A 25,667-nucleotide genomic window follows, 5' to 3' on the forward strand; every position below is an offset into this window, starting at 1 on the left:
TGACGAGCCGCATCACCGGCTCGCTCGCGCGGCGCATGATCGCGATCGCGACGATCTGGATTTCGGTCCTGCTGATCGGCGGAGGCTTTGCGCTCGACCGTGTGCTGACCGGCGCGATCACGCGCAATTTCGATTCGAGCCTCGAATATGTGCTGATCGCGATGATCCGGTCGTCGGAAATCGGTCCCGATGGCGAGGTGCGGCTGATCGAGCCGTTGGGCGACCAGCGGTTCCTCGAACCTTACAGCGGCCTTTATTGGCAGATCAGCGGTGGCGGGCAGGAACCCTATCGCTCTCGCTCGCTTTGGGAGCGGACGCTGAAGCCGCCGAAGGAGCATATCGACACCGCGCTGCACATCTATAACAGCAACCAGTTTCCCGACGAGGAACTGCGCGTCCTCGAACGCAACGTCATTCTGCCGGGCAGCAAGACGAGCTGGCGTTTCCAGATTGCACAGTCGCGCGAGGCGCTCGACCTTCAGAACGGCGCCGTACGGGCCACGCTGATCCCCAGCCTTGCCTTGCTGGGGCTTGGGCTGATCATTCTGGCCGCGCTCCAGACCTTCTATGGCCTGTTGCCGCTGCGTCATATCCGCCGGGCGATCGCGGCGATGCGCGGCGGGCAGAACCGCCGCGTCACCGCGCCGCTTCCGCTGGAAGTGCAGCCCATGGTCGACGAACTCAATGCGTTGCTCGCGCACAACGAAAAGCAGGCCGAAGAAGCGCGGCTCCACGCCGGCAATCTGGCGCACGCGCTGAAGACGCCGCTGACCGTGTTGGTGAACAGTGCCGCCGGATCCGACACCCCGCTTGCCGAAACGGTTCGGCGCGAGGCCGAGACGATGCAGCGACAGGTCGAACATCATCTGGCGCGCGCGCGCGCGGTCGGGCGCCGCGGTGCCGCACAGGCGCGGGCGAATGTCCGCGACAGTGTCGATAGCGTGTCGCGGGCCGTGGGCCTTCTCTATCCCGACGTCAGGCTCGACGCGGCGGGAGACCGGACGCTGGTTGCGCGGCTGGAGCGCCAGGATCTCGACGAACTGATCGGCAACCTGCTCGAGAATGCCGCGAAATATGGCGGCGGCAGCGTATTCGTCACGATCCAGCGCGACGGCGGCATGGTGGAGGTGCTGGTGGAAGACGATGGCCGCGGGATATCGCCGGCCGATCGCGTTCGCGTCATCGACCGCGGCGTCCGGCTCGACAGCGGCAAGCCGGGAACGGGGCTGGGGCTCGCGATTGTTCGCGACGTTGCCGAAATCTATGGAGGCAGCATCGCGCTTGAAGAGAGCGAGGACCTTGGCGGCCTGCTGGTGCGATTGAGGCTTCCGGCCGGATAGGGGAGCGGGGGCGCCCGGCGCGCGCCGGGGTGTATTTGAGAAATTCCGGCCATCATGGTAAGCTGACCTCGTTGTTTCATGTTCACCTTGGGGGGAAGGGGAATGGGAATGCATCGTTCCGTCAAAGCCGCCGTGATCGTCGGCGCCGGTTTTTCTCTCACCAGTTTCACGCCGCTTCCGGGCTTCTCGGTCGCCGCGCTCGACGCGCTCGACCCGTCGCGGCTCGCGACCTTCCTCTGCGGCGCGGCACGCGGAAGCTCGGCTCTGGCCCGAGAGCTTCTGATCGCATCCGCGTTCGCGGCGCCGCCCGGCGAAGGCAAGGGCATGCCGCTTTTCGCCGACCTGGCGACATCGGCGTTTCCGGTTTCGACCGCCGATGCGCAGGCGCGGCAATATTTCAGCCAGGGTCTGCTCATGACCTATGGCTTCAACCATGCCGGCGCGGTGCGCTCCTTTCGCGAGGCACAGCGCCTCGACCCGAAATGCGCGCTGTGCTGGTGGGGCGAAGCGGTCGCGCTTGGGCCGAACATCAACGCGCCGATGGACGATCGCGATCATGGTGCGGCGCTGGATGCGATGGATCGCGCCATGGCGCTGCGCGGCGATGCGTCGCCGATGGAACGGGCGTTGATCGAAGCCGTTGCGCTGCGTTATTCGCGCGACGCCGCCGCCGATCGAGCGGCCCTCGACGCCGCCTATGCTGACGCGATGCTGGACGTCGCACGCCGCTTTCCGGGTGACGACGATGTCGCGGTGCTGGCCGCGGAGGCCGCGATGGACACGACTCCCTGGAACTATTGGGAAGCGGACAAGAAGACCCCGATCGGTCGCAGCGGGGAAGCGGTGCGGCTGATCGAGACCGTGCTTGCCCGCAATCCCGCGCATGTGCAGGCAAACCATCTTTATATCCACCTGATGGAAGCCAGCGATCCGCAGCGAGCCGAAGCCGCGGCGGATCGGCTGGCAAACCCGCTCGCACCGAGTGCCGCGCATCTCGTCCACATGCCCGGGCATATCTATCAGCTTCGCGGGCGCCATGCCGATTCGATCCGTGTGAATATTGCCGCAGCGCGCGCCGACGAGGCGTTCATCCGCGGCGCCGGCGACAATGGTCTGGTCCGCTATGGCTATTATCCCCACAATATCCATTTCATCGTGACCTCGGCGCAGATGGCGGGCGACGTGCCCACCGCGATCCGCGAGGCACAGCGTCTCGGCAAGGTTCTCGATCCCGAAACCTCCGAGCGGATCGCCTGGATTCAATCGATCGATGCCGCGCCCTATTTCGCCATGGCGCAGGTGGCGGCACCGGGCGCGATACTGGCCATGCCCGCTCCGGATGCCCGGCTCGCCTATCCGACGGCGATGCGCCATTATGCGCGCGGCATCGCCTATGCCAGCCTGCGCGATCGCGCCGGCTTCGACCGCGAACTGGCGGCGATGACACAGGTTCGTGAATCGGCGGCGCTGAAGAATATGATCGATCAGGGCGTCCCGGCGGCCGACCTGATCAGGCTGGCCGAACTCGTCGCCCGCGGCCGTTTCGCCGTCGCCCAGAAGCGCTATGACGAAGCAATCGGCTTTTATCGGCAAGCGATAGAGGTTGAGGCGAATATTCCCTATCAGGAGCCGGCTTACTGGTATTATCCGGTGAAGCAGTCGCTGGGTGCGGCGCTTTTCCGGGCTGGACGCTATGCCGAAGCCAGCGAGGCGTTTCGCGGCGCATTGGTGCAAACGCCCAATAATGGTTGGGCCTTGTACGGGCTTGCGCGGAGCGAGGCCGCCCGCGGCCGCAAGCTGGAGGCGGCCGCGGCGGATCGTGCCTTGTCAAAAGCCTGGCTCGGCGACGTCCGCTGGCTGCGGATGGAGCGCCTTTAGCTTTCAGGCGGAGCCGACCACCAGCCCGCGCTGCACCGCCGGCCGCGCAAGGCCGCGGTCGAGCCAGGCCTGCACATGTCCGAACCGGTCGAAGCCGACGATCTCGGCCGCATCGTAAAAGCCGATCAGGTTGCGCACCCAGCCGAGCAGCGAAATATCGGCAATGCTGTAATCGTCGTCCATGATCCACGTCCGGCCATTCAACCGGTCATCGAGGACGCCGAGCAAGCGCGCCGATTCCGCCGCGTATCGGTCGCGCGGACGTTTGTCCTCATAGTCCCGGCCGGCGAACCTATGGAAGAAACCAAGCTGACCGAAAATCGGCCCCGCGCCCCCCATTTGCCACATCAGCCACTGGATCGCCTGATAGCGTTCGCCGGGATCGGCGGGGAGGAAGCGGCCGGCCTTGTCGGCGAGATAGATCAGGATCGCGCCCGATTCGAACAGGGCGAGCGGTTTGCCGCCGGGTCCGTCGGGATCGTAGATCGCCGGAATCTTCCCGTTGGGATTGAGGGCGAGAAAGGCGGGATCGTGGCTTTCGTTAGCCATGATATCGACGCGATGGGCTTCATAGGGGAGGCCGCATTCCTCCAGCATGATGCTGACCTTCACCCCGTTCGGTGTCGGTGCGCCGAATAATTGCAGCCGGTCCGGATGCGCGGCGGGCCATTTGTCGAAGATCGGATGGGTGGTCATACGCCGGTCTCCCGCAGATGTTCATGATGCCGGATCACTTCGTCGATGATGAAGCGAAGGAATTTCTCGCTGAATTCGGGGTCCAGATCGGCCTCGCGCGCCAGAGTGCGCAGCCGTTCGATCTGGCGCGCCTCGCGGGCGGGATCGGCGGGCGGCAGGTCGATCGTCGCCTTCAGTTCGCCGACGGCTTTCGTGATCTTGAATCGCTCGGCGAGCATATAGACGAGCGCCGCGTCGATATTGTCGATGCTCTGGCGGTAACGGCTCAACTGGTCGTCCATGCGCGGCTCCTCTCGTGGTCCCACCGCTTGGCACCGTGCGGGGCGGTCATGCAAGCCGAAAGTCGTTGCAAAAAAATGGGCGCGCGGCCAAGGCTCGCCCGGTCATGACTGCGGAAATTCACCTGCTCCACGGCGACCGGCCGCCCTCGCTCGACCCGATGATGGCGCTTGTCGCCGCCGACATGAACGAGGTGAATTCGGTCATTCTCGATCGCATGCAGTCGCAGGTGCCGTTGATCCCCGAACTGGCGGGCCACCTGATCGCGGGTGGCGGCAAACGGATGCGGCCGATGCTGACGCTCGCGTGCGGCAAGCTGCTCGACTATCCCGGGCACCGCCACTGCAATCTGGCGGCGGCGGTCGAGTTCATTCACACCGCGACGCTGCTGCACGACGACGTTGTCGATGGGTCGGATCTTCGTCGCGGCCGCAAGACCGCGAACATCATCTGGGGCAACAGCGCCTCGGTGCTGGTCGGCGACTTCCTGTTCAGCCGCGCGTTCGAAGTGATGGTGGAGGACGGGTCGCTCAAGGTGCTGAAGATCCTGTCGCATGCGTCGGCGGTGATCGCGGAGGGCGAGGTCAACCAGCTTTCGGCGCAGCGCCGGATCGAAACCCGCGAAGACCAGTATCTGGCGATCATCAACGCGAAGACCGCCGAATTGTTCGCCGCGGCATGTAAGATCGCCGCAGTCGTCGCCGAACGCGACGATGCGACCGAAGCGGCGCTCGACGCCTATGGCCGCAATCTGGGCATCGCGTTCCAGCTTGTCGACGACGCCATCGATTATGTCTCCGACGCCGAGACGATGGGCAAGGGGGTCGGCGACGACTTTCGCGATGGCAAGGTCACGCTGCCCGTCATCCTGGCCTATGCGCGCGGATCGGCCGACGAGCGCGAGTTCTGGAAGCTGGCGATCACCGGGCACCGGACCTCCGACGAAGACCTCGCCCATGCAAAGGACCTGCTGATCCGGCATGACGCGATCGCCGATACGCTGGCGCGCGCGCGGCATTATGGCCAGCGCGCGGTCGATGCGATCGGCGGTTTCCGAGCCAGCCAGGCGAAGGCCGCGCTCACCGAAGCGGTCGCCTTTGCGGTCGCGCGCGCCTATTGAGGGCGCCGCGGCGATGATGGGCCCAGCGGCGGAAAGCCCCGACGCCTATATCACCGCGCTTTCTGGCTGGCAGCGCGAGCGCGCCGCGATGATGCGCGCCGCGATCATGGCGGCCGCGCCCTTCGAGGAAACGATCAAATGGACGAACCTCGTCTTTCTGGCGAACGGTCCGTGCATCCTGATCCGCGCCGAGGAGCATCGCGTGCTGTTGGGTTTCTGGCGCGGCAAGCGGTTGCGGGACGTCGATCCCCGGATCAAGGCCAGCGGCAAATATGAACTCGGCAATCTGGTGATGACCGAAGCGACGGAGATCACGCCCGATCAGGTGGCGCGGCTCGCCGGTGAGGCGTTTCGCCTCAATGCCACATTGGGCAACCCCGCGGCGCGGACATGAGGCAGGCGCTTCCGATCGATCCGGTGCTGCCCGACATCATGGCGGCGCTGCTCCTCAAACCCAATGTCGTGGTGGTGGCGCCGCCGGGTGCGGGCAAGACGACGCGCGTCGCGCCGGCGATGCTGGACGAGCCGTGGTGCAAGGGAGCCGTCTGGTTGCTGTCGCCGCGCAGGCTCGCGGCGCGCGCCGCCGCCGAACGCATCGCGGAAGAACTGGGCGAGCCGGTCGGCGGGCGCGTCGGCTATGCGACGCGGCTGGACAGCAAACAATCGGGCGACACGCGGCTGCTGGTGATGACGCCGGGGTTGTTCCGCAACCGCATCCTGACCGATCCCGAACTGCAGGGCGTGTCGGCGGTGCTGTTCGACGAGGTGCACGAACGCAGTCTCGACGGCGATTTCGCGCTCGCGCTGGCGATCGATGCCCAGCAAGGGCTACGCGATGACCTGCGGCTTGTCGCAATGTCGGCGACGCTCGACGGGGCGCGCTTTGGCGCGCTGCTCGGCAACGCTCCCGTCGTGAAGAGCGAAGGCAAAAGCTGGCCGCTGGAACTCCGCCACATTGGCCGGCGGGTCGAAGATCGGCTGGAGGCATCGGTGCTGATGGCGGTGCGGCAGGCGATGGCCGACGAGGCCGAGGGCGACATGCTGGCCTTTCTGCCCGGCGCGGCCGATATCGAACGCGCTGCCGCGGCGGTCGAGGCGGCGGGCTTGCCCCTGGTCGTCCACCGCCTTCACGGCCAGATCGATCCGGCGCAGCAACGCAAGGCGCTGGTCCGTGATCCCGACGGCGGGCGCAAGCTGATCCTTGCGACGAGCATCGCCGAAACCAGCCTGACGATCGACGGGGTGCGCATCGTGATCGACGCCGGGCTGGCGCGTCGCCCGCGCTTCGACAAGGCGGCGGGGATCGCGCGCCTCGTCACCGAGCGTGCGAGCCAGGCGTCGGCGACGCAGCGGGCCGGGCGTGCGGCGCGGCAGGGGCCAGGGGTGGCCTATCGGTTGTGGGAAGCCGCCGCGACGGCGGGCATGCCGCCATTCGATCCGCCCGAGATTCACGAAAACGACCTGATGCCCGTCGTGCTCGACTGCGCGAGTTGGGGCATCATCGACCCCCGGCAACTTGGCTGGCTCGATCCGCCATCGCCCGCTGCGATTTCGGAAGCCAAGGCGCGATTGCAGGCGATCGGCGCCCTGGGCGAGGATGCGCGTATCACGAAACATGGCAAGGCGCTCGCGGCGATCCCCCTGCCGGTGCCGCTCGCTCACATGCTGCTGGAGGCTGCGGGAGCGGGCGAAGCCGAACTGGCGGCGCGGCTTGCCATCTTGCTTACCGAACCGGGACTTGGCGGGCGCGGCGTCGATGTGGAAGCCCGGCTGTCGCGGTGGAAAGGCCTCAAGGGCGATCGCTCCGAGGGGGCATGGCGCCTGGCCCGTCGCCTGGCAGGTGTCGGCGATCGGCTGGCGGAGCGCTCGGCCGCACCCGACGGGCGATCGATCGGCGGCTGGATCGCGACCGCCTGGCCCGATCGGGTCGCACGGCAGCGGTCCGGCCAGCGCGGGGAGTATCTGAGCGCGGGCGGCCGCGCCTACCGGCTCGATCCGCTCGATCCGCTCGCAGGCAGCGAATGGCTCGCCATCGCCGATGCGCAGGGGCATGCGGCGGGTGTCCGCATTCTGGGCGCCGCCCCGATCGAGCTTGCCGAGGTCGAGGCGATTTTCGCCGATCGCATCATCGAACATGCGGCGAGCAGCTACGACGCGGCAAACGACCGTGTCGATCATCGCCGCGAACGGCGGCTGGGGGCGATCGCACTGACCAGTGGGCAGGCGGGGCGCAGCGCGGGCGCCGAGAGCGATATCGCGGTGCGGCTGGCGGCGGTGCGCGAAAAGGGTCTGGGGCTGATCGGCTGGGGGCCTGTCTCGCAGGCGCTGCGCCAGCGGGCATCGTTCGCCGGGCTTGACGCACTGTCGGCGCCGGCGCTTGCCGACAGCCTCGATATCTGGCTGGCGCCCTTGCTCGAAAAGTCGCGCGGCCTGCGCGATCTCGGTGACCAGAGGTTGGCCGATGCGCTTGGCGGCATGCTCGACTGGGCGGCGCGGCAATTGCTCGAAAAGCTGGCGCCCGCCGATTTCGCGACGCCTACGGGCAGCCGCCATGCGATCGATTATGGCGCCGACGGCGGCCCGACGGTCAGCGTGCGGGTGCAGGAGATGTTCGGGCTCATGCGACATCCGACGATCGGCGATCCGCCGATCCCGCTCGTTCTCGCCCTGACCTCGCCCGCGCATCGGCCGATTCAGACGAGCCGGGATATCTCCTCCTTCTGGAGCGGAAGCTGGTCGGAGGTCGCAAAGGAAATGCGGGGGCGCTATCCCAAGCATAGCTGGCCGGACGATCCCGCAAACGCCCGGCCGACCTTGCTCACCAAGGCGGCGCAGGCGCGGCGTGAGGCGCAATAGGGTGTCCCATCATCCGTCACACCCCGAACCCGATCCGGGATGGCCGTGAGGATTGGGCGACGGCTTTCCTCTTCCCGCCGCCTGTGCTTCCCGCTAAGGCGGCGACACACTCACCCAGTCAGGACGGCCCCGATGAAAGCGCGTATTTTCCAGAAGCCCAAAAATGCGATGCAGTCGGGCCGCGCGGGAACGCAGCGTTGGTTCCTCGAATTCGCGCCGGCCGAGGCGCGGAAAGCCGACCCGCTGATGGGATGGGCGGGCAGCGGCGACACGCAGCGCCAGCTTCGCCTGGGCTTCGCGACCAGCGATGAAGCGGTCGCCTATGCCGAAAAGAACGGCATCGAGGTGGAGGTCGCACCGACCCCCGTCCGCACGCTGAAGATTCAGGCCTACGCCGACAACTTCCGTTAAAAGAACAACGGCCCCGAAGGGCCGCTGGCATCGGATGTCGCCTCAGGCGTCGCCTTCCGGCTGCAGCAGCTTGTGCAGGTGGACCACGACATATTTCATTTCGGCGTCGTCGACGGTGCGCTGTGCCGCGCTGCGCCACGCCTTTTCGGCCGCCTTATAGTCGGGAAACAGGCCGACGATGTCGAGATTGTGAAGATCGACGAAATCAAGGCCCTGCGGGTCGCTGACGCGCCCACCGAACACGAGGTGCAATTTGCTCATGACTTTTCCTTGCGGATTACCGCTGGGGAGGGGAGGGATGGGCGCCCCTACCAGCGCAGCGCGTTTCGGGCAAGTCCGGCTCAGTCCTCGTCCTTGCGCCCCTTGGGCAGCAGCGAACCAAGCAGCGCGCCGATCGCGACCGCTCCGGCGACGAGCGCCAGCGGCTGTTTTTCGGCAGCGGTCTTGAGCTTGCTGTTCGCGCGCTTTGCCTGCGCCTTGCCCTTTTCATAGGCCTGGCCAGCCACTTCGCGCGCGGCGTCGGCCTGTTCGCGGCCCTTTGCGGCAAGATCGCTCGTCGCGGCGCGGGCCCGGCCATAGCCGTCCTGAATGCGCGCCCGGGCCGCCTCGGCCGTCGCGCGCGCATTTTCCGCGGTTTTCTCGGCAAGTTCACTCGCTTTCGCGCGGGCTTCGCTTGCGGTTTCACTCAGCGGTTTCATTCGGATCCTCCGTGATATCGTCGTCGGCATCCGGCGCGTGGCCGGGGCGTATCTTTTCGATGGCTGTCTCGGCCAGATCCTGCACCTTGCGGGCAAGCTTCGGCGCGTGCTCCTTGATCGGTTCGCGCAGCAGCCATCCGATGCCGGCGATCGCCGCCAGCGCGATCGGCAGGCGGTTGTTCCGGAATTGCTCCCGCACCGAATGCGCGGCCGCATCGACCTTTTCCTCGACGCGATATTTGCCGCGATCGACGAGCGCCTTCGGAGCGAATGCCGCCTTGGCGACATCGAGCCGCCGGTGCAGTTCGCTGCGCTGGAGCATCGAACGCCGCGCGGCGTTGATCAGGCGGTTGCGCGATCGCGGCATCAGTCGTCGGTCCTTTCGATGCCAAGGTCGCGCCGGAATGCCGTGCGGACATCGCCATAGCTATTGTGCGCCCGCCATCCGGCGAAGGCGGCAACAAGAAGCAGGGCGACGACGACGATCAGGGTCGCGAGCAAGGGACCGACATGCGGTGCCAGTGCGAGGATCGCACCGAATGCCAGCGCGAGCATCGCAACGCCCAGGGCGCAGGCGGCGATACCGCCCCACGCCGCCGCCCAGCTCGCGCCATGCAGCGCAAGCTCGCCGCGCGCTTCGAGCAGCGCAAGCTCGGCCTTCGCCGTCGCCGAAAGATTGTCGACGACGTCGCCGACGATCTTTTCCAGCGGCACCGGTGGCGGCGTGACCGGACTGCCGTCCGGTGCATAGCCATGACTGACGCCGTCAAAGCTGCGCTGGTCGGATACGGTCGGAATGTTGGGATCGGGAGACGGCAACCTGCGATCAGTCGTTCGAGCTGCCCTTGAGCAGGCGAGCGAGCACGAATCCGATCACCGCCGCCGCACCGACCGCGACCGCCGGGTTCTTCTTGACCATGTCGCGGGTCGATGCCGCGAGTTCGTCCAGATCCTTCTTGTCGAGCGTCGAAGCGAGGCCCGCGACGGTCGATGCCGCCGAGCGTGCATAATCGCCATATTGCTTGCCGAACTTGCTATCGACGGTGCCGGCGCCATCCTCGAGCAGCTTGGCGAGGCTGCCGACCGCTTCGGCGGCCTTGTCCTTGCCCTTGGTCGCGGCATTCCGCGCCTTTGCCGATGCCTGATTGGCGAGCGTCGTCGCCTCATCCTTCAGCGACGCCGCCTTCTTCGAGGCTTCGGACTTGATCGTGTCGCGCGTCGCGGCAAGCTGGTCGCGGATCGGATGGTCCTTTGCGGACGCCTTCGCGGCTGCGGGCTTGCGCGCCGGCGCGGCCTTGGCGGCGGCGGGCTTGGCAGGCGCCTTGGGCGCGACTTTCTTGGCGGCGGGAGTAGCGGCTTTGGCCATCGGGCACTGTCCTCTTCTTTTATGAGCCTCGTGCCGTCAGGGAGATGACGGTCGTGAGCCCTTTTTGGTCCTGTACGATATATAGCAAGGCTGGACGAATGGTTCCATAGCTTCGCAAAATTCCTATGCGTATTGCGCTATAGCCAAGCCGCCGATAACAGGCGGGCGCCTTTCCCACCCGGCCTGTCGCAGGCCGACTAGCAGGACGACCTTCATGACCGCCATCATCGACATTCACGGCCGCGAAATCCTCGATAGCCGGGGCAACCCGACGGTCGAAGTCGACGTGTTGCTGGAAGACGGCAGCTTCGGCCGTGCTGCGGTGCCGTCGGGTGCCTCGACCGGCGCGCATGAAGCCGTCGAACTGCGCGACGGCGACAAGGCACGGTATCTGGGCAAGGGCGTCACCAAGGCGGTGGCGGCGGTAAACGGCGAGATCGCCGAAACGCTGATCGGCCTCGATGCCGAGGATCAGCGCGAGCTCGATCAGGTGATGATCGACCTCGACGGCACGCCCAACAAGGGCCGGCTGGGCGCCAACGCGATCCTCGGTGTCAGCCTTGCCGCCGCGAAGGCCGCCGCCGATGCGCGCGGACTGCCGCTCTATCGTTATGTCGGAGGCGTTTCGGCGCGGACGCTGCCGGTGCCGATGATGAACATCATCAACGGCGGCGAACATGCCGACAACCCGATCGACGTGCAGGAATTCATGGTCATGCCCGTCGGCGCCGGCAGCATCGCCGAAGCGGTACGCTGGGGCAGCGAGATTTTCCACACGTTGAAGAAGGGGCTGTCGCAAAAGGGCCTTGCGACCGCCGTGGGCGACGAGGGCGGTTTCGCGCCGAACCTTGCCTCGACGCGCGACGCGCTCGATTTCATCGCGGCGTCGGTCGATCAGGCCGGTTTCAAGCTGGGCACCGACGTCGTTCTTGCGCTGGATTGTGCAGCCACCGAATTCTTCCGCAACGGCAAGTACGAGATCAGTGGCGAGGGGCTGTCGCTCAGCCCTGAGCAGATGGCCGATTATCTGGCCGCGCTGGTGAAGGATTACCCGATCAAGTCGATCGAGGACGGGATGAGCGAAGATGATTTCACCGGCTGGAAGGCACTGACCGACCTGATCGGCGACAAGTGCCAGCTCGTCGGCGACGACCTGTTCGTCACCAACCCCGCGCGGCTGTCGCAGGGCATCAAGGACGGCCTCGCCAACTCGCTGCTCGTCAAGGTCAACCAGATCGGCACCTTGTCCGAAACCCTCGATGCCGTCGATATGGCGCACCGGGCGCGCTACACCGCCGTCATGTCGCACCGGTCGGGCGAGACCGAGGATTCAACGATCGCCGACCTCGCGGTCGCGACCAATTGCGGTCAGATCAAGACCGGCAGCCTCGCGCGTTCCGACCGGCTCGCCAAGTACAACCAGCTCATCCGCATCGAAGAAGAACTGGGCGACATGGCGCGCTATCCGGGGATGGCGATTTTTGGGTAACCGCTGCTCTTGATGCGGGTTTTCAGGTGGAAACCCGCATCAGACGCCTTGACGCCGTGAATCAACTCTGATTCAAGGGGGGCGAATGACGCAACGCCACAAATTCCGCAAATCGATGAGCCGGGCCGTCGGTCCCACGGTGGCGCTGATCGCAGTGCTGGCGATGATCGGCTACATCATTTTCGGTCCGACCGGACTCTATGCGTGGGGCGATTACAGCCAGTCGGTCGAAAAGAAGCGCGTCGTGCTGACTGCGCTCGCGAAAAAGCAGACCGAACTCCAGAATCGCGTAAACCTGCTCGACCGCCGGCGGGTCGATCCCGATCTGGCCGATGAGTATGTGCGCGAGAAGCTGGGTGTGATGCATCCCGACGAAATCGCGATTCCGGTGGAGCCCGAAGCAAAGCCCTGACGGCTTTTCGCGCGACCTTGCTGCATACGTAAGTTTTGGCCCGCGCAGTCCCCAAGCGGACGTTGCCAACCCCGCCCCGGCTCTCCTATAGGAGTGGCCTGCCGTAACGGCTAACCGTAAAGGAACCCGCCTTGGCCAAAGCCCCCGCGCGCAAGACTGCTGCGCCGAAAAACACCGTTTCCACCCCGGCTCCCGCGACCAATCGCGAAGCGCCCCGCGATCCCGCTCCCTATGACGCAACACCGGCGGAGCTGGAGAAATTCTATCGCGAGATGCTGCTCATCCGCCGTTTCGAAGAAAAGGCGGGACAGCTTTATGGCCTCGGCCTGATCGGCGGCTTTTGCCACCTGTATATCGGACAGGAAGCCGTCGCCGTCGGTCTGCAATCGGCGCTCGATGGCGACAAGGACAGCGTCATCACCGGATACCGCGACCATGGGCACATGCTGGCCTATGGCATCGACCCCAAGGTCATCATGGCCGAACTGACGGGACGCGCCGCCGGCATTTCACGCGGCAAGGGCGGATCGATGCACATGTTCAGCGTCGAGCATAAATTCTATGGCGGACACGGCATCGTCGGGGCGCAGGTGTCGCTCGGCACGGGGCTGGCCTTCGCGCATAAATATCGCGGCGATGGCGGCATCGCGATGGCTTATTTCGGAGATGGCGCCTCGAACCAGGGTCAGGTGTACGAAAGCTTCAACATGGCGGAGCTGTGGAAGCTGCCGATCATCTTCGTGATCGAGAACAACCAATATGCGATGGGCACGTCGGTCAACCGCTCGTCGGCCGAGGACCAGCTTTATCGCCGTGGCGAAAGCTTCCGCATTCCCGGTATGCAGGTCGACGGCATGGACGTGCTGGCCGTGCGCGGCGCGGCCGAGGCTGCGATCGAATGGGTGCGCGCGGGCAAGGGGCCGGTGCTGATGGAGCTCAAGACCTATCGCTATCGCGGCCATTCGATGTCGGATCCCGCGAAATATCGCAGCCGCGACGAAGTGCAGGCGGTGCGCGACAAGTCCGATGCGATCGAACATCTCAAGAAGCTGATGCTCGATGCGGGGATCACCGAGGACAAGTTCAAGGACATCGACAAGGAGATTCGCCAGATCGTCAGCGACGCGGCGGACTTTGCCGAGAGTGCGCCCGAACCCGATCTTCCCGAACTGTATACCGACGTGCTGGTGGAGCAATATTGAGATGGCCATCGAATTGAAGATGCCGGCCCTGTCGCCGACGATGGAAGAGGGCACGCTCGCCAAGTGGCTCGTCAAGGAAGGTGATGCGGTAAAGTCGGGCGATATTCTTGCCGAAATCGAAACCGACAAGGCGACCATGGAATTCGAGGCGATCGATGAAGGCACGATCGGTCAGATTCTCGTCGCCGAAGGCACCGACAATGTGAAGGTCGGCACCGTGATCGCGACGATTACGGCCGAGGGCGAAACGGCAGTTCCAGCCGCTGCGCCTGCACCGGTCGCCGCCGTGGAAACGCCTGCGCCCGCCGCGGCGCCGGCAGTCGCGCCTGCACCGGCCGCACCCGCGCCAGTGGCCCGCGCCTCTGACCCGTCGCTTCCCGAAGGCACGGCGACGGTTCGCCTGACGGTACGCGAAGCGCTGCGCGATGCGATGGCCGAGGAAATGCGCGCCGACGACCGCGTCTTCGTGATGGGTGAGGAAGTTGCCGAATATCAGGGCGCGTACAAGGTGACGCAGGGCCTGCTCGACGAGTTCGGCGCGCGCCGCGTCATCGACACGCCGATTACCGAATATGGCTTTGCCGGTCTTGGTTCGGGCGCCGCGATGGGCGGGCTCAAGCCGGTCATCGAATTCATGACGTTCAACTTCGCGATGCAGGCGATCGACCACATCATCAACTCGGCGGCCAAGACCAACTATATGTCGGGTGGCCAGATGCGCTGTCCGATCGTGTTTCGCGGTCCCAACGGCGCCGCCTCGCGCGTCGCGGCGCAGCACAGCCAGAACTATGCCCCCTGGTATGCGAGCGTGCCCGGCCTGATCGTGATCTCGCCCTATGATGCCGCCGATGCGAAGGGCCTGCTCAAGGCCGCGATCCGCAGCGAAGATCCCGTCGTGTTTCTGGAAAACGAGCTGCTATATGGTCGCAGCTTCGATGTTCCCGATGTCGCCGACTATGTGTTGCCGATCGGCAAGGCGCGCATAATGCGCGAGGGCGGCGACGTGACGGTCGTCAGCTATTCGATCGGCGTCGGTCTGGCGCTCGAGGCGGCCGATACGCTTGCGGGCGAGGGGATCGAGGCCGAGGTGATCGACCTGCGCACGCTCCGCCCGCTCGACACCGCGACGGTGCTCGAAAGCCTGAAGAAAACGAACCGCCTGGTCGTCGTCGAAGAAGGCTGGCCGACCTGTTCGATCGCCAGCGAGCTTGCGATGGTGGCGATGGAGCAGGGGTTCGACGACCTCGACGCCCCGGTCGTTCGCGTCTGCAACGAGGATGTGCCGCTGCCTTATGCGCACAATCTGGAAAAGGCGGCGCTCGTCGATACGCCGCGGGTTATCGCGGCTGTGAAGGCGATCTGCAATCGCGGCTGAGACGCCGGAGACGGCCCTGTATCCCGACATCCGCGATCCGCGTGTGATGGTGGCGGTGCCTCGCGAGAGGCGCCCTGCCGTCACGACGTTGTGGGCGCTGGCCGAGCGGCTGACCAGACTGCTTCGCGATGCGCGCGAACCGTTGATCGGACAGATAAAGCTCGCCTGGTGGCGCGACATGATGGTCGTGCTCGCGGACGATCCGGCTGCGCTGCCGAAGGGCGAACCGCTGCTTGCGGACCTGCAGGCAAGCTGGGCGGGACAGGGCGGGCTGGATGCGATCGTCGATGGGGCCGAAGCGATGCTGCTTGCCGAGAACGCGGCGGCGCGGCGCGATGCGGGTGCCGGTTTCGGCGCGGCACTCTTCCGGCTTTCGGGCGGTGACGGGGGTGAACGTTGGGGCCTTTTCTGGGCCGCAGGACTTCAGGAGGGCGCCGAGGAGGCGAAAGCGCTGTTCGCCGATGTCCGCGCCTGGCCGCGACCGTCCCGTGCGGTCTTCGAAGGAAATCGGGCCTTGCTGATGCTCGATCGCTGGGCCGCCGCGATTGCCGGGCGCGACGGCGAGCGGCACTGGCGCCGCGAAGGCGGGCTGCTCTTTCGCATCGGCCTGATCGGCCGGTGACGGAATAAATGGCGTCGGGGCTGGAAAAGCCGTCGGCAAACATCTATCTTGCCCGGTACAGAAATAGGGTCGCAGGGGACATAAACGATGTTCAATGGGCTGATCGCCTATCTGGATTCGATCAAGGCGCGCGATCCGGCGCCGCGGTCGCGCTGGGAAATCCTTCTCTACCCGGGGCTTCTCGCGGTGGGGATGCACCGCGTTGCGCATTGGCTGTTCGAGGCGGAGCTGTTTTTCCTCGCGCGGTTCGTGAACCATTTCGCGCGCTGGCTGACCGGCGTCGATATCCATCCGGGCGCGAAGATCGGGCGCCACCTGTTCATCGATCACGGGTTCGGCGTCGTCATCGGCGAGACGGCAGAGATCGGCGACAATGTCTCCATCTATCAGGGCGTGACGCTGGGCGGTACCGATCCCGCGAACGGCGTAGGGGGTAAACGCCATCCGACGCTGGCCGACGATGTGATCGTGGGGTCCGGCGCGCAAATCCTGGGACCGATCACCGTCAACCCGCGCGCGCGCGTCGGGGCGAACGCCGTGGTGACCAAGGACGTGCCCGAGGGGGCGGTGATGGTCGGCATCCCGGCGCGATCGACCCTGCTCGACGCCAGCGAATATGCGCGCGAATTCGTTCCCTACGGTACGCCGTGCAGCGAGACCTTCGATCCCGCGACGCAAAAGATCGAGATCCTGCAATGCCAGCTTGAACTGATGCAGAAGCAGTTGACCGAATTGATCGAGGAGCGCGATGCGCTTGCCGCAGAGGTCGAAGGACCGCGGCGCAAAGGGGGCCGGAAAAGCGCCTGATGGGAACGGTAACGCCCCTGCCGTTCGCGAACAGGGCGGCATCGCAGCAGACCGGTTTCGAGCGCCCCGAACTGATGCGCATCCTCGACCTGTATGGCCGGATGGTCGCGGCCGGGCATTGGCGCGACTATGCCATGGATTTTCATCGCGACGCGGCGATCTTTTCCGCCTTTCGCCGCGCGGCTGAACGTCCCGAGTACCGTATAGAAAAACGCCCCGCCTTGCGGAGCCGGCAGGGCATGTGGACCCTTGTCTCCGAAGCCGGGGCAGTTCTCAAGCGCGGGGACGAGCTGTCTAACGTGCTCGCCCCTGTGGAGCGCAAGCTTATGAAGCTGGTTGGGGACTGATCGAACGGATCGTGGCCGGCAGCTGATTGGCAACGTCCTCGGGCAGCAAGCCGACAACCGCCGCGCGGGCGTTCTGCCAGAAGGCGGAAAGCAGCAGCAGGGCAGAACCGATGACGAACGCCGTCAGCGCCACGTTGAGCTCGACGGCGCCAAAGGTGCGGAACAACTGCGTCATCGCGAAAAGAACATAGGCGAGCGCCGAGACGAGCAGCGCGCGGCGGTCGATCGCAAGCGCCAGCAGTCCGAACGCGATATAGATCGCCAGGACGAGCATGGCCGCAGCGCTGCCGATGTCGTCGCCGCGCGTCACGCCCAGCAGGTGGAAGATCGGATGAACGATCATCGGCGCGGCCAGCAGATGAAGCCAGAAGGCGACATCGCTGCGGCGCGTCTGGCGCACCCGGTCGCTGCGGTCCCACCACATCGCCAGCGTGAAGACGCCCAGCCCGGCGATCAGCACGAGGATCATCGGCAGGGTGCCGTCGGGGCTGTCGACGCCCGCGATCGCAAGGACAATGGCGACCGCCGTGGCGGCGAGCGCGGCCGTTCCGGCGGCGACGGTGATCGGCACCATGAAACGCTTCCAATGGAGCCATGTCGCGGCGGCGGTCACGGCGGCGATGGCGCCGACGAGGACCGCGCCGGTCGTCTCGTCAAGCCGGTTGCCGAAGATCGCTTCGCCATGCTTGACCAGAAAACCGATCATCGTCGCGCACACACCGGCGGAAAATGCCAGGACAAGGACGATGCTGGGCAGCGCCATCCGGCGCTTGCGAGTGAAATATTCGGCGAGGAACCAGGCTGAACCTGCGACGAATGCGCCGGCGAGGGCGGGGTGAATCGATTCCCCGATCCAACCCACCGCGACGAGCAGGATTACCGCCGCGATGCTGACGAAAATATCGTTGAAGCCGGTGATGAGGCGGAACGATTCTTCATCCGCCGCCGGAGCGGAACGGACCGACGCGACGTGCGACCGAAAGGCCGTCGCGGCCTCCGGCGTCAGCACCTTCGCATCGACCGCAGCTTGCAGGTCGCTTTCACTATACATCGGGGTCGTCCTTTTTAGACCGATCCCCCTTGCCCCACAGCGCTTATGGCATGGCCGTGTTGCTGTGTCAATACAGTGATGCGCCATGTCCTCCCCGGCGCCTTGCGACGGGGAGGAGTTGCCGTCAACCGAGCGCCTGCAAGGCCTTCATCACCGCCATCGACTGTTCCGCGCCCGACTGGGGTACGGTTTCGCCGTTGCGGTCGATGATCCTGTCCCACGCCGCGGCGACGCCTTCGGGCGTCCGGTCGCCTTCGGGAAGTGCGATGCCCGGCGTCATCGTGACATAGGCGGCATGGAATGCGCCCGCGCCCGCGCCCACGATCATGTTCGTCGGCGCGTCCTCGCTGACGAGATAGAGCGCGGCGGGCACCACATTTTCGGGCGTGAACTTTTCGAACAGTTCGGGCGGGAAGATGTCTTCGGTCATCCGCGTACCCGCGACGGGGGCGATCGTGTTGCAGCGGATGTTGTATTTCGCGCCTTCGAGGTGGAGCGTCTTGGTCAGGCCGGCGAGGCCAAGCTTCGCCGCGCCATAATTGGCCTGCCCGAAGTTGCCATAAAGCCCGGTGGACGAAGCGGTCATCAGCAGGCGGCCGTAAGCCTGTTCGCGCATGATGTCCCAGACCGCCTTTGTCACATTCGCGCTGCCAAGCAGGTGGACCTTCACGACCAGGTCGAAATCGGCCGGTTCCATCTTCGCAAAGCTCTTGTCGCGCAAGATGCCGGCATTGTTGATGACGATATGAACGCCGCCCCATTCTTCCTTGGCCTTGGCGACCATTTCGACCATCTGGTCATATTCGGTGACGCTGCCGCCGTTCGACATCGCGGCTCCGCCCGCGGCGCGAATTTCCTCGACGACTTGCAGCGCGGCATCCGAATGCCCGGTCCCGTCGCGGCTGCCGCCAAGGTCGTTGACGACGACCTTCGCTCCCCGGCGTGCGAGTTCGAGCGCATAGGCGCGGCCAAGGCCGCCGCCGGCGCCGGTGACAATGGCAACGCGCCCGTCAAATTTGATCGTCATGATGATCTCCCGGAAGGGGCGACTTTGGAACAGTTGCCCGAAAAAACCGAACCGTCCTTACTGGCTCGCGGCTCGCAGGCAAGGGGGCGAATGAAAACGTAATCTGAAACAAAAATGTCATGCAAATGACGTGCATCTGTCATCTCGGCGTCATAACAGCGCCGCGAGATTGTCACCTTTCGCAACGGAGCAATTCCCTGATGCGCCAGCTTCTTTTCGCAACATCGGCTTTTGGTCTGGTGCTGATGTCCGTTCCGGCGCTGGCCGCCGAGGGTGCGGGGGGCAAGGAATTGTCCGCCGCTGAGCCTGTGAAGCCGGAAAAGAAGTCGGAGTGGGAAATCAAGCCGCGCTGGCGCCTGCAATATGATTGGGCAAATGTCAGCGGGCCGGCCGGGCTTGCTGGAACCGGCAATTCCGAAGAGATTCGCCGCGCCCAGCTGGGCGTCGACATCAAGATGCCCGGAGGATTCTCGGCGCGCGTCGAGGGTGAATTTACCGCCGACCCGATCGAATTCGTCGATGCCTTTGTCGCGTGGAACGGCAAGGGCTTCAACGTGACGGCGGGTCAGCAGAAATTCTTCACGCCGCTGGATGACACGACAAGCGATCTCAACACCAGTTTCACCGAGCGCGCGGCGTTCGTGACCGCGTTCAATTTCGCCCGCCGGACCGGGGTGTCGGCGGGATATGCCAAGGGCGCGTTCCAGATCAATGCCGGGGTCGCGACCGACGCGCTGATCCAGCTCGACGACGTCGATGACAACAGCGTGTCCGCCGACGTGCGCGCGGTGTGGATGCCGCAGATCGGCAAGACGAAGCTGCATCTGGGCGCGGCCTATCACTGGAAGGATCGCAAGGATTCCGCGCTTGCGCCGGTTCGTTATCGCCAGCGTCCGCTCGCGCATTCGGTCGAGACGCGCTACATCGGGACGCCGGGGCTGCTCGCCGAACGCGAACAGACCTATGGGGTCGAGGCCGCGGCGGTCAACGGCCCCTTCCATTTTGCCGGCGAGGCGTATTGGCAGCATGCGACCCGCACCGGCGCCAGCGACCCGACCTTCTTCGGAGCCTATGCCGAGGTAGGCGTCTTCCTGACAAAGGGCGACAGCCGGCCTTTGAAAGGCGGCGCGTTCGGGGCGATCAAGCCGAAGCGGCCATTGGGACAAAAGGGTGGCATCGGCGCGGTGCAGCTCAATGCGCGTTACGACTATCTCGACCTAAACAGCGCCGGCGTCGTCGGCGGACAGCAGCGCGGCTATATGGCGTCGGTCGTCTGGTCGCCGACCGACTGGATGCGCGTGATGGCCCAATATGCGCGGCTCAACTATCGCGATGCGGCGATCGCGATCGCCGGCGATCGCAACTATGGCGTCGATGTTGTCGGTGCGCGGGTGCAGTTTACATATTGAGCCGCGCGCCGCGCTTTACCGTTTCTTGATGGCCGTACGTAAGGCGGCCATGCATGTGGCTGAGAACCTATCTGATCGTGACGGGCGTCGGAGCGTTTCTGGCGCTGGCGATGCCGGGGCTGGTCGTTATCGGGATGTTCCTTCTGGTCATTCCCGGCCTCGTCCTTGCCCTGATGCCCACAGCCTTTCTTTACGGCGTCGGTTTTGCGGTCGCGCGATGGCTGATCCGGAGCCGTCTTTCGGGCCTCCCGCTCAATCTCCTGTCGGCGGCCGCGACGCTGGCGCTGTTCTGGGCCATCCCGCAGCCGGGGTTGTTGTCCGCGAAGGCAGAGCTCGCCGGACTGCGGCAGCCGGACGTACGCGCCGGCACGCGGATCGGTTTTGCAGGCAACATCCTCATCAGGGGGCCGTTCGAGGCCAAATGCGATTCGCTGTGTGCGGCCTTGCTCAAAACTCCCGGCGTCACATCGGTCCGCATCGAGCCGGTGCGCGGTCGCCCGGCGATCTATCGGATTGCGCCCGACACGGCGACGGGCCAGCGCGCCAAGGCCACCGGCTATGGCCTGATGGATGGCTCGGGCAAATATGATGCCGGCGATCCGTTCCTCCGGCAACGGGCGCTGGAATCGGAATGGAACCTGATGCTGGCGACCGGCAAGGCGCTGCTGGTGGATGACGATGCGCCGCAGGCGGACTTTGTCATCGCGATCGAGGACGGCTTCGTGCGCAAATCCGAACCCGGATCGCGCGACCCGGATTGGTCGTTTCGTCCGTCGGTTCCGCGCCGCAAGGCGCTGACGGTCACCAACGCCGCCGGGCGGGTATTGCTGCGACGATCCATCCTGTCGATCTATGCTGCTGCGGCGCCTCTGACGATCGGCACGTCGGGCGGGATCGAGAATTTCCGGTTCGGCTGGCAGCGCACGCGGCTGGGCGACGGGCGCGAATATGATCAGATTCCGGTGGAACGCCTGCTGATCGAGCACAGTAACATCGCACGCGGCGTCGACGTCGCGGCGGCGCAGGCGAAGACGCGGGAACAACTCGCCCGCGCGCTCGCCGACCCCGCCCGGGCGGTGGACGATCCCGCGTTCGCGCTGGCGAACCAGTGGATGGACTCATTCCGCAAGGGTGATGAGCCGCTTGGCGCCGACGACCGGCGCTTGCTGGTCCACATTCTGGCGGACCCGCGGGTGTCATCGTCGGATGGATTGTGGGCGATCGTCAAGCGCATCGACGGCGATACCGCCGAGTTCCGGCGGCTCGCCGCGCGGCGCTATCTGGCCGCCGGGGACAAGAAGGCGGCGCGGCATTGGGTCAATGCCTTCGCCGCGCTTCCCGACGGAGCCTATTCCGACCCCTTGCCCGAGGAGCGGGAGATCCTCGCGGATCCGGCGGTGAGCCGCTATGCCACGGGCCTGATCAAGCGACAGGGCGATCGGGGCGCGAAGGCGGTTCCCGATCTGTTGCGGTTGTTGCGCGAATTCTCGGTCTATGATCCCGGTGAATATGGCTATGGGGACCTGACCGAAGCCGTCAACGCCGTCCGCAGCGGCCTTCGCCGTATCGGTCCGGCGGCGTCATCCGCGCGCCCGGAGATCGAAACTCTGCTTGCCTCGCCGGGTCTGGACCGCCGCTACAAATCTTCCGGCAGGGAGGATTGGGACGTGTTGCTGGCGGTACTGGGGCGGCCGGTGGATAGCTTCGCAAAGCCGGAAAATCGTTCGGGTACGGAGGCTGGCTATCGCGAACGCATCGCCGAACGCGCAGCCAGACCCTATGATCCGCGCCGGGATTGATCCGCCGCCTCAGCCCTTGCCGGCGTCGAGCGAATAGCCGGCCGACCGGACCGTGCGAATGATATCGGCGGTGCCTGGCAGGTTGATCGCCTTGCGAAGGCGGCGGATGTGGACGTCGACGGTGCGCAGTTCGATGTCGCTGTCCTGTCCCCAGACGCTGTCGAGAAGCTGCCCGCGCGAGAAGACGCGGCCGGGATGTTCCATAAAATGGCGCAGCAGGCGGAACTCGGTCGGCCCCATCGCGACGATCTGGCCGCCGCGAACGACCTTGTGCGCCACCGAATCGAGTTCGATGTCGGCATAGGCCAGCAGCTCGCCCGCGAGCGCGGGGCGCAGGCGGCGCAGAACCGCCGATACGCGCGCAACCAGCTCGCGCGGGCTGAACGGCTTGGTGACATAATCGTCGGCGCCGGTTTCAAGACCGCGAATACGATCCTCTTCCTCGCCGCGGGCGGTCAGCATGATGATCGGCACGTTCGCCGATTTCGGGTTGCGGCGCAGGCGCCGGCACACCTCGATGCCGGGCAGGCTCTCGATCATCCAGTCGAGCAGGACGATGTCGGGAACGCGCTCCTCGACCAGGATCAGCGCCTGTTCGCCGTCGGGCGTCTGGCGGACCGAAAAGCCTTCGCGCGCGAAATGCCAGACGATCAGTTCGGCGATCGCCTCGTCATCCTCGATCAACAGCAGGTCGGGCTGTGGCATTACCCTTGCTCCTGCTCCGCGGCGCCATCTTCGGGCTGTTCGCCGCGCTCACGCTCCTCCATGCGCTCGCCGGTCACGACATAATAGACCATCTCGGCGATGTTCGTCGCGTGATCGCCCATGCGTTCCAGATTCTTGGCGACGAACAGCAGGTGCGCGCTTTCGGAGATATGTTTCGGATTTTCCATCATGAAGGTGACGAGCGTGCGGAAGATGCTGTTGTAGAAATCGTCGACATTCTTGTCGCGCACCGTCACACGGACCGCCAGTTCGGCGTCGCGCGCGGCAAAGCTGTCCAGCGCGTCGTGGATCAGCTCGGCGACGATCGACGACATCGACATCAGCAACGGGATCGCCTCGATCGACCGGGTCTGGTCCATCAGCGCGACACGCTTGGCAATATTCTTGCCATAGTCGCCGATCCGCTCGACGACCGAGACGATCTTGAGCGCGGCGATCATTTCGCGCAGATCGTCCGCCATCGGCGCGCGCAGGGCGATGGTCTGGACCGCGAGCTGTTCGACCTCGGCCTCCAGGGCATCGATCTTCCTGTCGCCCTCGACGACCTGGGCGGCGAGGTCGAGGTCGCCCTTGTTGAGCGCGGTCATCGCCTGGAGCAGCGCCTGCTCGGCGCGCCCGCCCATCTCGCTGATCAGGCCGCGCAGACGGTTCAGGTCTTCGTCAAAGGCCTTGACGGTGTGATCGTTGACTACTGCCATCGTTCGTTCCTTTCGCGGCTACGGATCAACCGTAGCGGCCGGTGATATAATCCTTGGTGCGTTCCTGCCGCGGGTTCGTGAAGATGTCGGTGGTCTTGCCATATTCGACCAGCGTCCCGAGGTGGAAAAAGGCGGTGCGTTGCGACACGCGGGCCGCCTGCTGCATATTGTGGGTGACGATCACGATCGCATATTTGCCGCGCAGTTCGTGGATCAGTTCCTCGATCTTCGCGGTTGCGATCGGGTCGAGCGCCGAACAGGGTTCGTCCATCAATATGACTTCGGGGTCGACCGCGATCGCGCGCGCGATGCACAGCCGCTGCTGCTGCCCGCCCGACAATGCGGTGCCGCTTTCGCCGAGCCGGTCCTTCACCTCGTCCCACAAGCCAGCGCGGACGAGCGCGCGCTCGACGATGACGTCGAGGTCGGCCTTGGCCGGTGCAAGGCCATGGATGCGCGGACCATAGCCGACATTGTCATAGATCGATTTGGGGAAGGGGTTCGGCTTCTGGAACACCATGCCGACGCGGGCGCGAAGCTGTACCACGTCCATCGACGGCGCGTAGATATCCTCGCCATCGAGTTCGATCCGTCCGGTGACCCGGGCACTGGCGACGGTGTCGTTCATCCGGTTGAGCGAACGCAGAAAGGTTGACTTGCCGCAGCCCGACGGGCCGATGAAGGCGGTGACAAGGTCGGTGCCGACGTCGATCGACACGTCCTTGATCGCCTGTTTCTCGCCATAGAAGACGTCGACCCCGTGGGCCTTCATCTTGGGGTCGGTGATGGTCAGATCGTCGTTTGTTGTGGTCAAAGGGGTCATTTTCACCAGCGTTTTTCGAACTTGTTGCGGAGATAGATGGCGAGAGCGTTCATCGACAGCAGCACGACAAGCAGCACGACGATCGCTGCGGAGGTTTTCTCGACAAAGCCCCGGTCGACTTCGTCGGACCAGAGAAAGATCTGCATCGGCAGCACTGTCGAGGGCGAGCAGATGCCGCCCGGCACATCGCCGATAAAGGCGCGCATCCCGACGAGCAGCAGCGGAGCGGTTTCGCCCAGCGCTCGTGCCATGCCGATGATCGTGCCGGTCAGGATGCCGGGCAGGGCGAGGGGAAGGACGTGGTGGAATACCACCTGCACCGGGCTGGCGCCGACCCCCAGCGCCGCATCGCGGATCGAGGGCGGCACCGACTTGATCGCATTGCGGCTGGCGATCACGATCACCGGCATCGTCATCAGCGCCAGCGTCAGTCCGCCGACGAGCGGACTGGCCTGACAGAGGCCGAACCAGTTGATGAACACCGCGAGCGCGAGCAGGCCGAAGATGATCGAGGGCACCGCCGCGAGGTTGTTGATCGACACTTCGATAAGGTCGGTCCAGCGGTTCTTGGGCGCATATTCCTCCAGATAGAGGGCCGCGAGAACCCCGGTCGGAAAGGCGATCAGGAACGCGATGAAGATCGTCAGGATCGAGCCCTTGAGCGCCCCCCAGATGCCCGCGACCGCGGGGTCCGTGGCGTCGGCGTTCTTGAAGAAGGGCCAGTGGATGCCGGTCGACAGCTTGCCGTCCTTCTCCAGTGCCGCGACCCTGGCGCCGAGGGCACCCTTTGCGCCTTCCTTGGCGGCGATATCGACTTCGGACGCGGTGGGAAGGTGAAAGACGGTCCGCCCCTTGAGCAGGGCGGGATCGTCCTTGATCGCGGTGCGCACTTCCTTCCAGGCGTTCTCCGAAACCAGCTTCGCCCCGTCGTGGCCCAGCGCCTCATCGGCGGCGAACGCGACGATGTCGGACAGGCCGGCGTTCGCGATCACCTGATCGGCGTCGGGATCCGAAAGGCGTGCAGGATCGATCGTCAGCGGCATCGCCTTGAAGTCGATGGGAACCTCGACATTCGTATAGGTAAAGCCGCGCAGGCCGCCGCCGACCATCACCACCAGCAGAAAGGCGAGGAACGCCCCCGACAACAGCACCGCGCCCAGCCCGAACAGCCTGAAGCGACGCTCGGCGCCATAGCGGCTCGCGATGCGCTTTTGCATCGCCGCGCCTTTCCAGTCG

At 65.3% G+C, this 25,667-nt stretch carries 28 protein-coding genes; 15 read left to right on the forward strand and 13 right to left on the reverse strand.

Annotation, left to right across the window (positions count from 1 at the left end; translation table 11 throughout):
* Positions 1-35 precede the first annotated feature (35 nt).
* Entirely contained in the window at positions 36-1,340 is a 1,305-nt protein-coding gene (locus JNM03_RS08810) for a HAMP domain-containing sensor histidine kinase (RefSeq protein WP_294036244.1), read from the forward strand.
* Between the two features lie 108 nt (positions 1,341-1,448).
* A complete protein-coding gene (locus JNM03_RS08815; RefSeq protein ID WP_294036079.1) occupies positions 1,449-3,218 on the forward strand; it encodes a tetratricopeptide repeat protein in 1,770 nt (589 codons plus the stop codon).
* Positions 3,219-3,221: 3 nt separating this feature from the next.
* Here the strand turns inward: JNM03_RS08815 and JNM03_RS08820 are convergent, their stop codons facing one another.
* Positions 3,222-3,914, reverse strand: a complete 693-nt coding sequence (locus JNM03_RS08820; protein ID WP_294036080.1) for a glutathione S-transferase N-terminal domain-containing protein — start codon at positions 3,912-3,914, stop codon at positions 3,222-3,224.
* A complete protein-coding gene (locus JNM03_RS08825) occupies positions 3,911-4,195 on the reverse strand; it encodes a chorismate mutase (RefSeq protein ID WP_294036081.1) in 285 nt (94 codons plus the stop codon). Before JNM03_RS08825 ends, JNM03_RS08820 begins: the two co-directional genes overlap by 4 nt.
* Positions 4,196-4,299: 104 nt before the next feature.
* On the opposite strand from JNM03_RS08825, the gene JNM03_RS08830 reads away from it, so the two are divergent.
* The 4 genes from JNM03_RS08830 to JNM03_RS08845 all read left to right on the forward strand — a co-directional run bounded on the left by JNM03_RS08830 (position 4,300) and on the right by JNM03_RS08845 (position 8,580).
* The gene (locus JNM03_RS08830; RefSeq protein ID WP_294036082.1) at positions 4,300-5,313 is read left to right on the forward strand and encodes a polyprenyl synthetase family protein; all 1,014 of its coding nucleotides are present in this window, start codon (positions 4,300-4,302) and stop codon (positions 5,311-5,313) included.
* A gap of 13 nt (positions 5,314-5,326) precedes the next feature.
* Positions 5,327-5,707, forward strand: coding sequence for a DUF1801 domain-containing protein (locus JNM03_RS08835; RefSeq protein WP_294036083.1), 381 nt, complete (start codon positions 5,327-5,329; stop codon positions 5,705-5,707).
* The gene (gene hrpB, locus JNM03_RS08840) at positions 5,704-8,169 is read left to right on the forward strand and encodes an ATP-dependent helicase HrpB (RefSeq protein WP_294036084.1); all 2,466 of its coding nucleotides are present in this window, start codon (positions 5,704-5,706) and stop codon (positions 8,167-8,169) included. Before JNM03_RS08835 ends, hrpB begins: the two co-directional genes overlap by 4 nt.
* Positions 8,170-8,301: 132 nt before the next feature.
* Positions 8,302-8,580 carry an ETC complex I subunit gene (locus JNM03_RS08845; RefSeq protein WP_294036085.1) on the forward strand — a complete coding sequence of 93 codons (279 nt, stop codon included), beginning with the start codon at positions 8,302-8,304 and terminating at the stop codon, positions 8,578-8,580.
* 42 nt (positions 8,581-8,622) lie between these two features.
* Here JNM03_RS08845 and JNM03_RS08850 read toward each other — a convergent pair whose 3' ends face one another.
* The 5 genes from JNM03_RS08850 to JNM03_RS08870 all read right to left on the reverse strand — a co-directional run bounded on the left by JNM03_RS08850 (position 8,623) and on the right by JNM03_RS08870 (position 10,644).
* Complete coding sequence (locus tag JNM03_RS08850; RefSeq protein WP_294036086.1) at positions 8,623-8,841, reverse strand: DUF4170 domain-containing protein; 219 nt, start codon at positions 8,839-8,841, stop codon at positions 8,623-8,625.
* An 80-nt stretch (positions 8,842-8,921) separates the two neighbouring features.
* Positions 8,922-9,278, reverse strand: coding sequence for a hypothetical protein (locus JNM03_RS08855; protein ID WP_294036087.1), 357 nt, complete (start codon positions 9,276-9,278; stop codon positions 8,922-8,924).
* Positions 9,262-9,645, reverse strand: coding sequence for a hypothetical protein (locus JNM03_RS08860; RefSeq protein ID WP_294036088.1), 384 nt, complete (start codon positions 9,643-9,645; stop codon positions 9,262-9,264). The genes JNM03_RS08855 and JNM03_RS08860 overlap by 17 nt, the downstream gene beginning before the upstream one ends.
* Positions 9,645-10,097, reverse strand: a complete 453-nt coding sequence (locus tag JNM03_RS08865; protein ID WP_294036089.1) for a phage holin family protein — start codon at positions 10,095-10,097, stop codon at positions 9,645-9,647. The genes JNM03_RS08860 and JNM03_RS08865 overlap by 1 nt, the downstream gene beginning before the upstream one ends.
* A gap of 7 nt (positions 10,098-10,104) precedes the next feature.
* Positions 10,105-10,644 (reverse strand): hypothetical protein, encoded by a 540-nt coding sequence (locus JNM03_RS08870; protein ID WP_294036090.1) that lies wholly within the window; start codon positions 10,642-10,644, stop codon positions 10,105-10,107.
* Positions 10,645-10,858: 214 nt separating this feature from the next.
* On the opposite strand from JNM03_RS08870, the gene eno reads away from it, so the two are divergent.
* From eno to JNM03_RS08905, 7 genes are all read left to right on the forward strand, one after another.
* The gene (eno, locus tag JNM03_RS08875) at positions 10,859-12,133 is read left to right on the forward strand and encodes a phosphopyruvate hydratase (RefSeq protein WP_294036091.1); all 1,275 of its coding nucleotides are present in this window, start codon (positions 10,859-10,861) and stop codon (positions 12,131-12,133) included.
* 85 nt (positions 12,134-12,218) lie between these two features.
* A complete protein-coding gene (locus JNM03_RS08880; protein ID WP_294036092.1) occupies positions 12,219-12,545 on the forward strand; it encodes a septum formation initiator family protein in 327 nt (108 codons plus the stop codon).
* Positions 12,546-12,676: 131 nt separating this feature from the next.
* Positions 12,677-13,747, forward strand: a complete 1,071-nt coding sequence (gene pdhA, locus JNM03_RS08885) for a pyruvate dehydrogenase (acetyl-transferring) E1 component subunit alpha (protein WP_294036093.1) — start codon at positions 12,677-12,679, stop codon at positions 13,745-13,747.
* Between the two features lies 1 nt (position 13,748).
* Positions 13,749-15,122, forward strand: a complete 1,374-nt coding sequence (locus tag JNM03_RS08890) for a pyruvate dehydrogenase complex E1 component subunit beta (RefSeq protein WP_294036094.1) — start codon at positions 13,749-13,751, stop codon at positions 15,120-15,122.
* A gap of 46 nt (positions 15,123-15,168) precedes the next feature.
* Entirely contained in the window at positions 15,169-15,744 is a 576-nt protein-coding gene (locus JNM03_RS08895) for a hypothetical protein (RefSeq protein WP_294036095.1), read from the forward strand.
* A gap of 87 nt (positions 15,745-15,831) precedes the next feature.
* The gene (gene cysE / locus JNM03_RS08900; RefSeq protein ID WP_294036096.1) at positions 15,832-16,551 is read left to right on the forward strand and encodes a serine O-acetyltransferase; all 720 of its coding nucleotides are present in this window, start codon (positions 15,832-15,834) and stop codon (positions 16,549-16,551) included.
* Positions 16,551-16,898 carry a DUF2794 domain-containing protein gene (locus JNM03_RS08905; RefSeq protein WP_294036097.1) on the forward strand — a complete coding sequence of 116 codons (348 nt, stop codon included), beginning with the start codon at positions 16,551-16,553 and terminating at the stop codon, positions 16,896-16,898. Before cysE ends, JNM03_RS08905 begins: the two co-directional genes overlap by 1 nt.
* Here the strand turns inward: JNM03_RS08905 and JNM03_RS08910 are convergent.
* A complete protein-coding gene (locus JNM03_RS08910; protein WP_294036098.1) occupies positions 16,876-17,949 on the reverse strand; it encodes a hypothetical protein in 1,074 nt (357 codons plus the stop codon). The two genes, JNM03_RS08905 and JNM03_RS08910, sit on opposite strands and share 23 nt — an antisense overlap.
* A gap of 124 nt (positions 17,950-18,073) precedes the next feature.
* Positions 18,074-18,976, reverse strand: coding sequence for an SDR family oxidoreductase (locus JNM03_RS08915; RefSeq protein WP_294036099.1), 903 nt, complete (start codon positions 18,974-18,976; stop codon positions 18,074-18,076).
* A gap of 200 nt (positions 18,977-19,176) precedes the next feature.
* Between JNM03_RS08915 and JNM03_RS08920 the strand changes: the two genes are divergently transcribed.
* Entirely contained in the window at positions 19,177-20,385 is a 1,209-nt protein-coding gene (locus JNM03_RS08920) for a porin (RefSeq protein ID WP_294036100.1), read from the forward strand.
* A 53-nt stretch (positions 20,386-20,438) separates the two neighbouring features.
* Entirely contained in the window at positions 20,439-22,184 is a 1,746-nt protein-coding gene (locus JNM03_RS08925; protein ID WP_294036101.1) for a hypothetical protein, read from the forward strand.
* A gap of 9 nt (positions 22,185-22,193) precedes the next feature.
* Here the strand turns inward: JNM03_RS08925 and phoB are convergent, their stop codons facing one another.
* The 4 genes from phoB to pstA are packed head-to-tail and all read right to left on the reverse strand — an operon-like array spanning position 22,194 to position 25,648.
* Positions 22,194-22,889 (reverse strand): phosphate regulon transcriptional regulator PhoB, encoded by a 696-nt coding sequence (phoB, locus tag JNM03_RS08930; protein ID WP_294036102.1) that lies wholly within the window; start codon positions 22,887-22,889, stop codon positions 22,194-22,196.
* The gene (gene phoU / locus JNM03_RS08935) at positions 22,889-23,608 is read right to left on the reverse strand and encodes a phosphate signaling complex protein PhoU (RefSeq protein WP_294036103.1); all 720 of its coding nucleotides are present in this window, start codon (positions 23,606-23,608) and stop codon (positions 22,889-22,891) included. Before phoU ends, phoB begins: the two co-directional genes overlap by 1 nt.
* A 25-nt stretch (positions 23,609-23,633) precedes the next feature.
* Positions 23,634-24,431 carry a phosphate ABC transporter ATP-binding protein PstB gene (pstB, locus tag JNM03_RS08940; protein ID WP_294036104.1) on the reverse strand — a complete coding sequence of 266 codons (798 nt, stop codon included), beginning with the start codon at positions 24,429-24,431 and terminating at the stop codon, positions 23,634-23,636.
* 2 nt (positions 24,432-24,433) lie between these two features.
* Positions 24,434-25,648, reverse strand: a complete 1,215-nt coding sequence (pstA, locus tag JNM03_RS08945; RefSeq protein ID WP_294036105.1) for a phosphate ABC transporter permease PstA — start codon at positions 25,646-25,648, stop codon at positions 24,434-24,436.
* Positions 25,649-25,667 lie beyond the last annotated feature (19 nt).

Origin of the sequence: Sphingopyxis sp., from assembly GCF_016793825.1 — a bacterium.
In the GTDB taxonomy this organism is placed as follows: Bacteria; Pseudomonadota; Alphaproteobacteria; order Sphingomonadales; family Sphingomonadaceae; genus Sphingopyxis.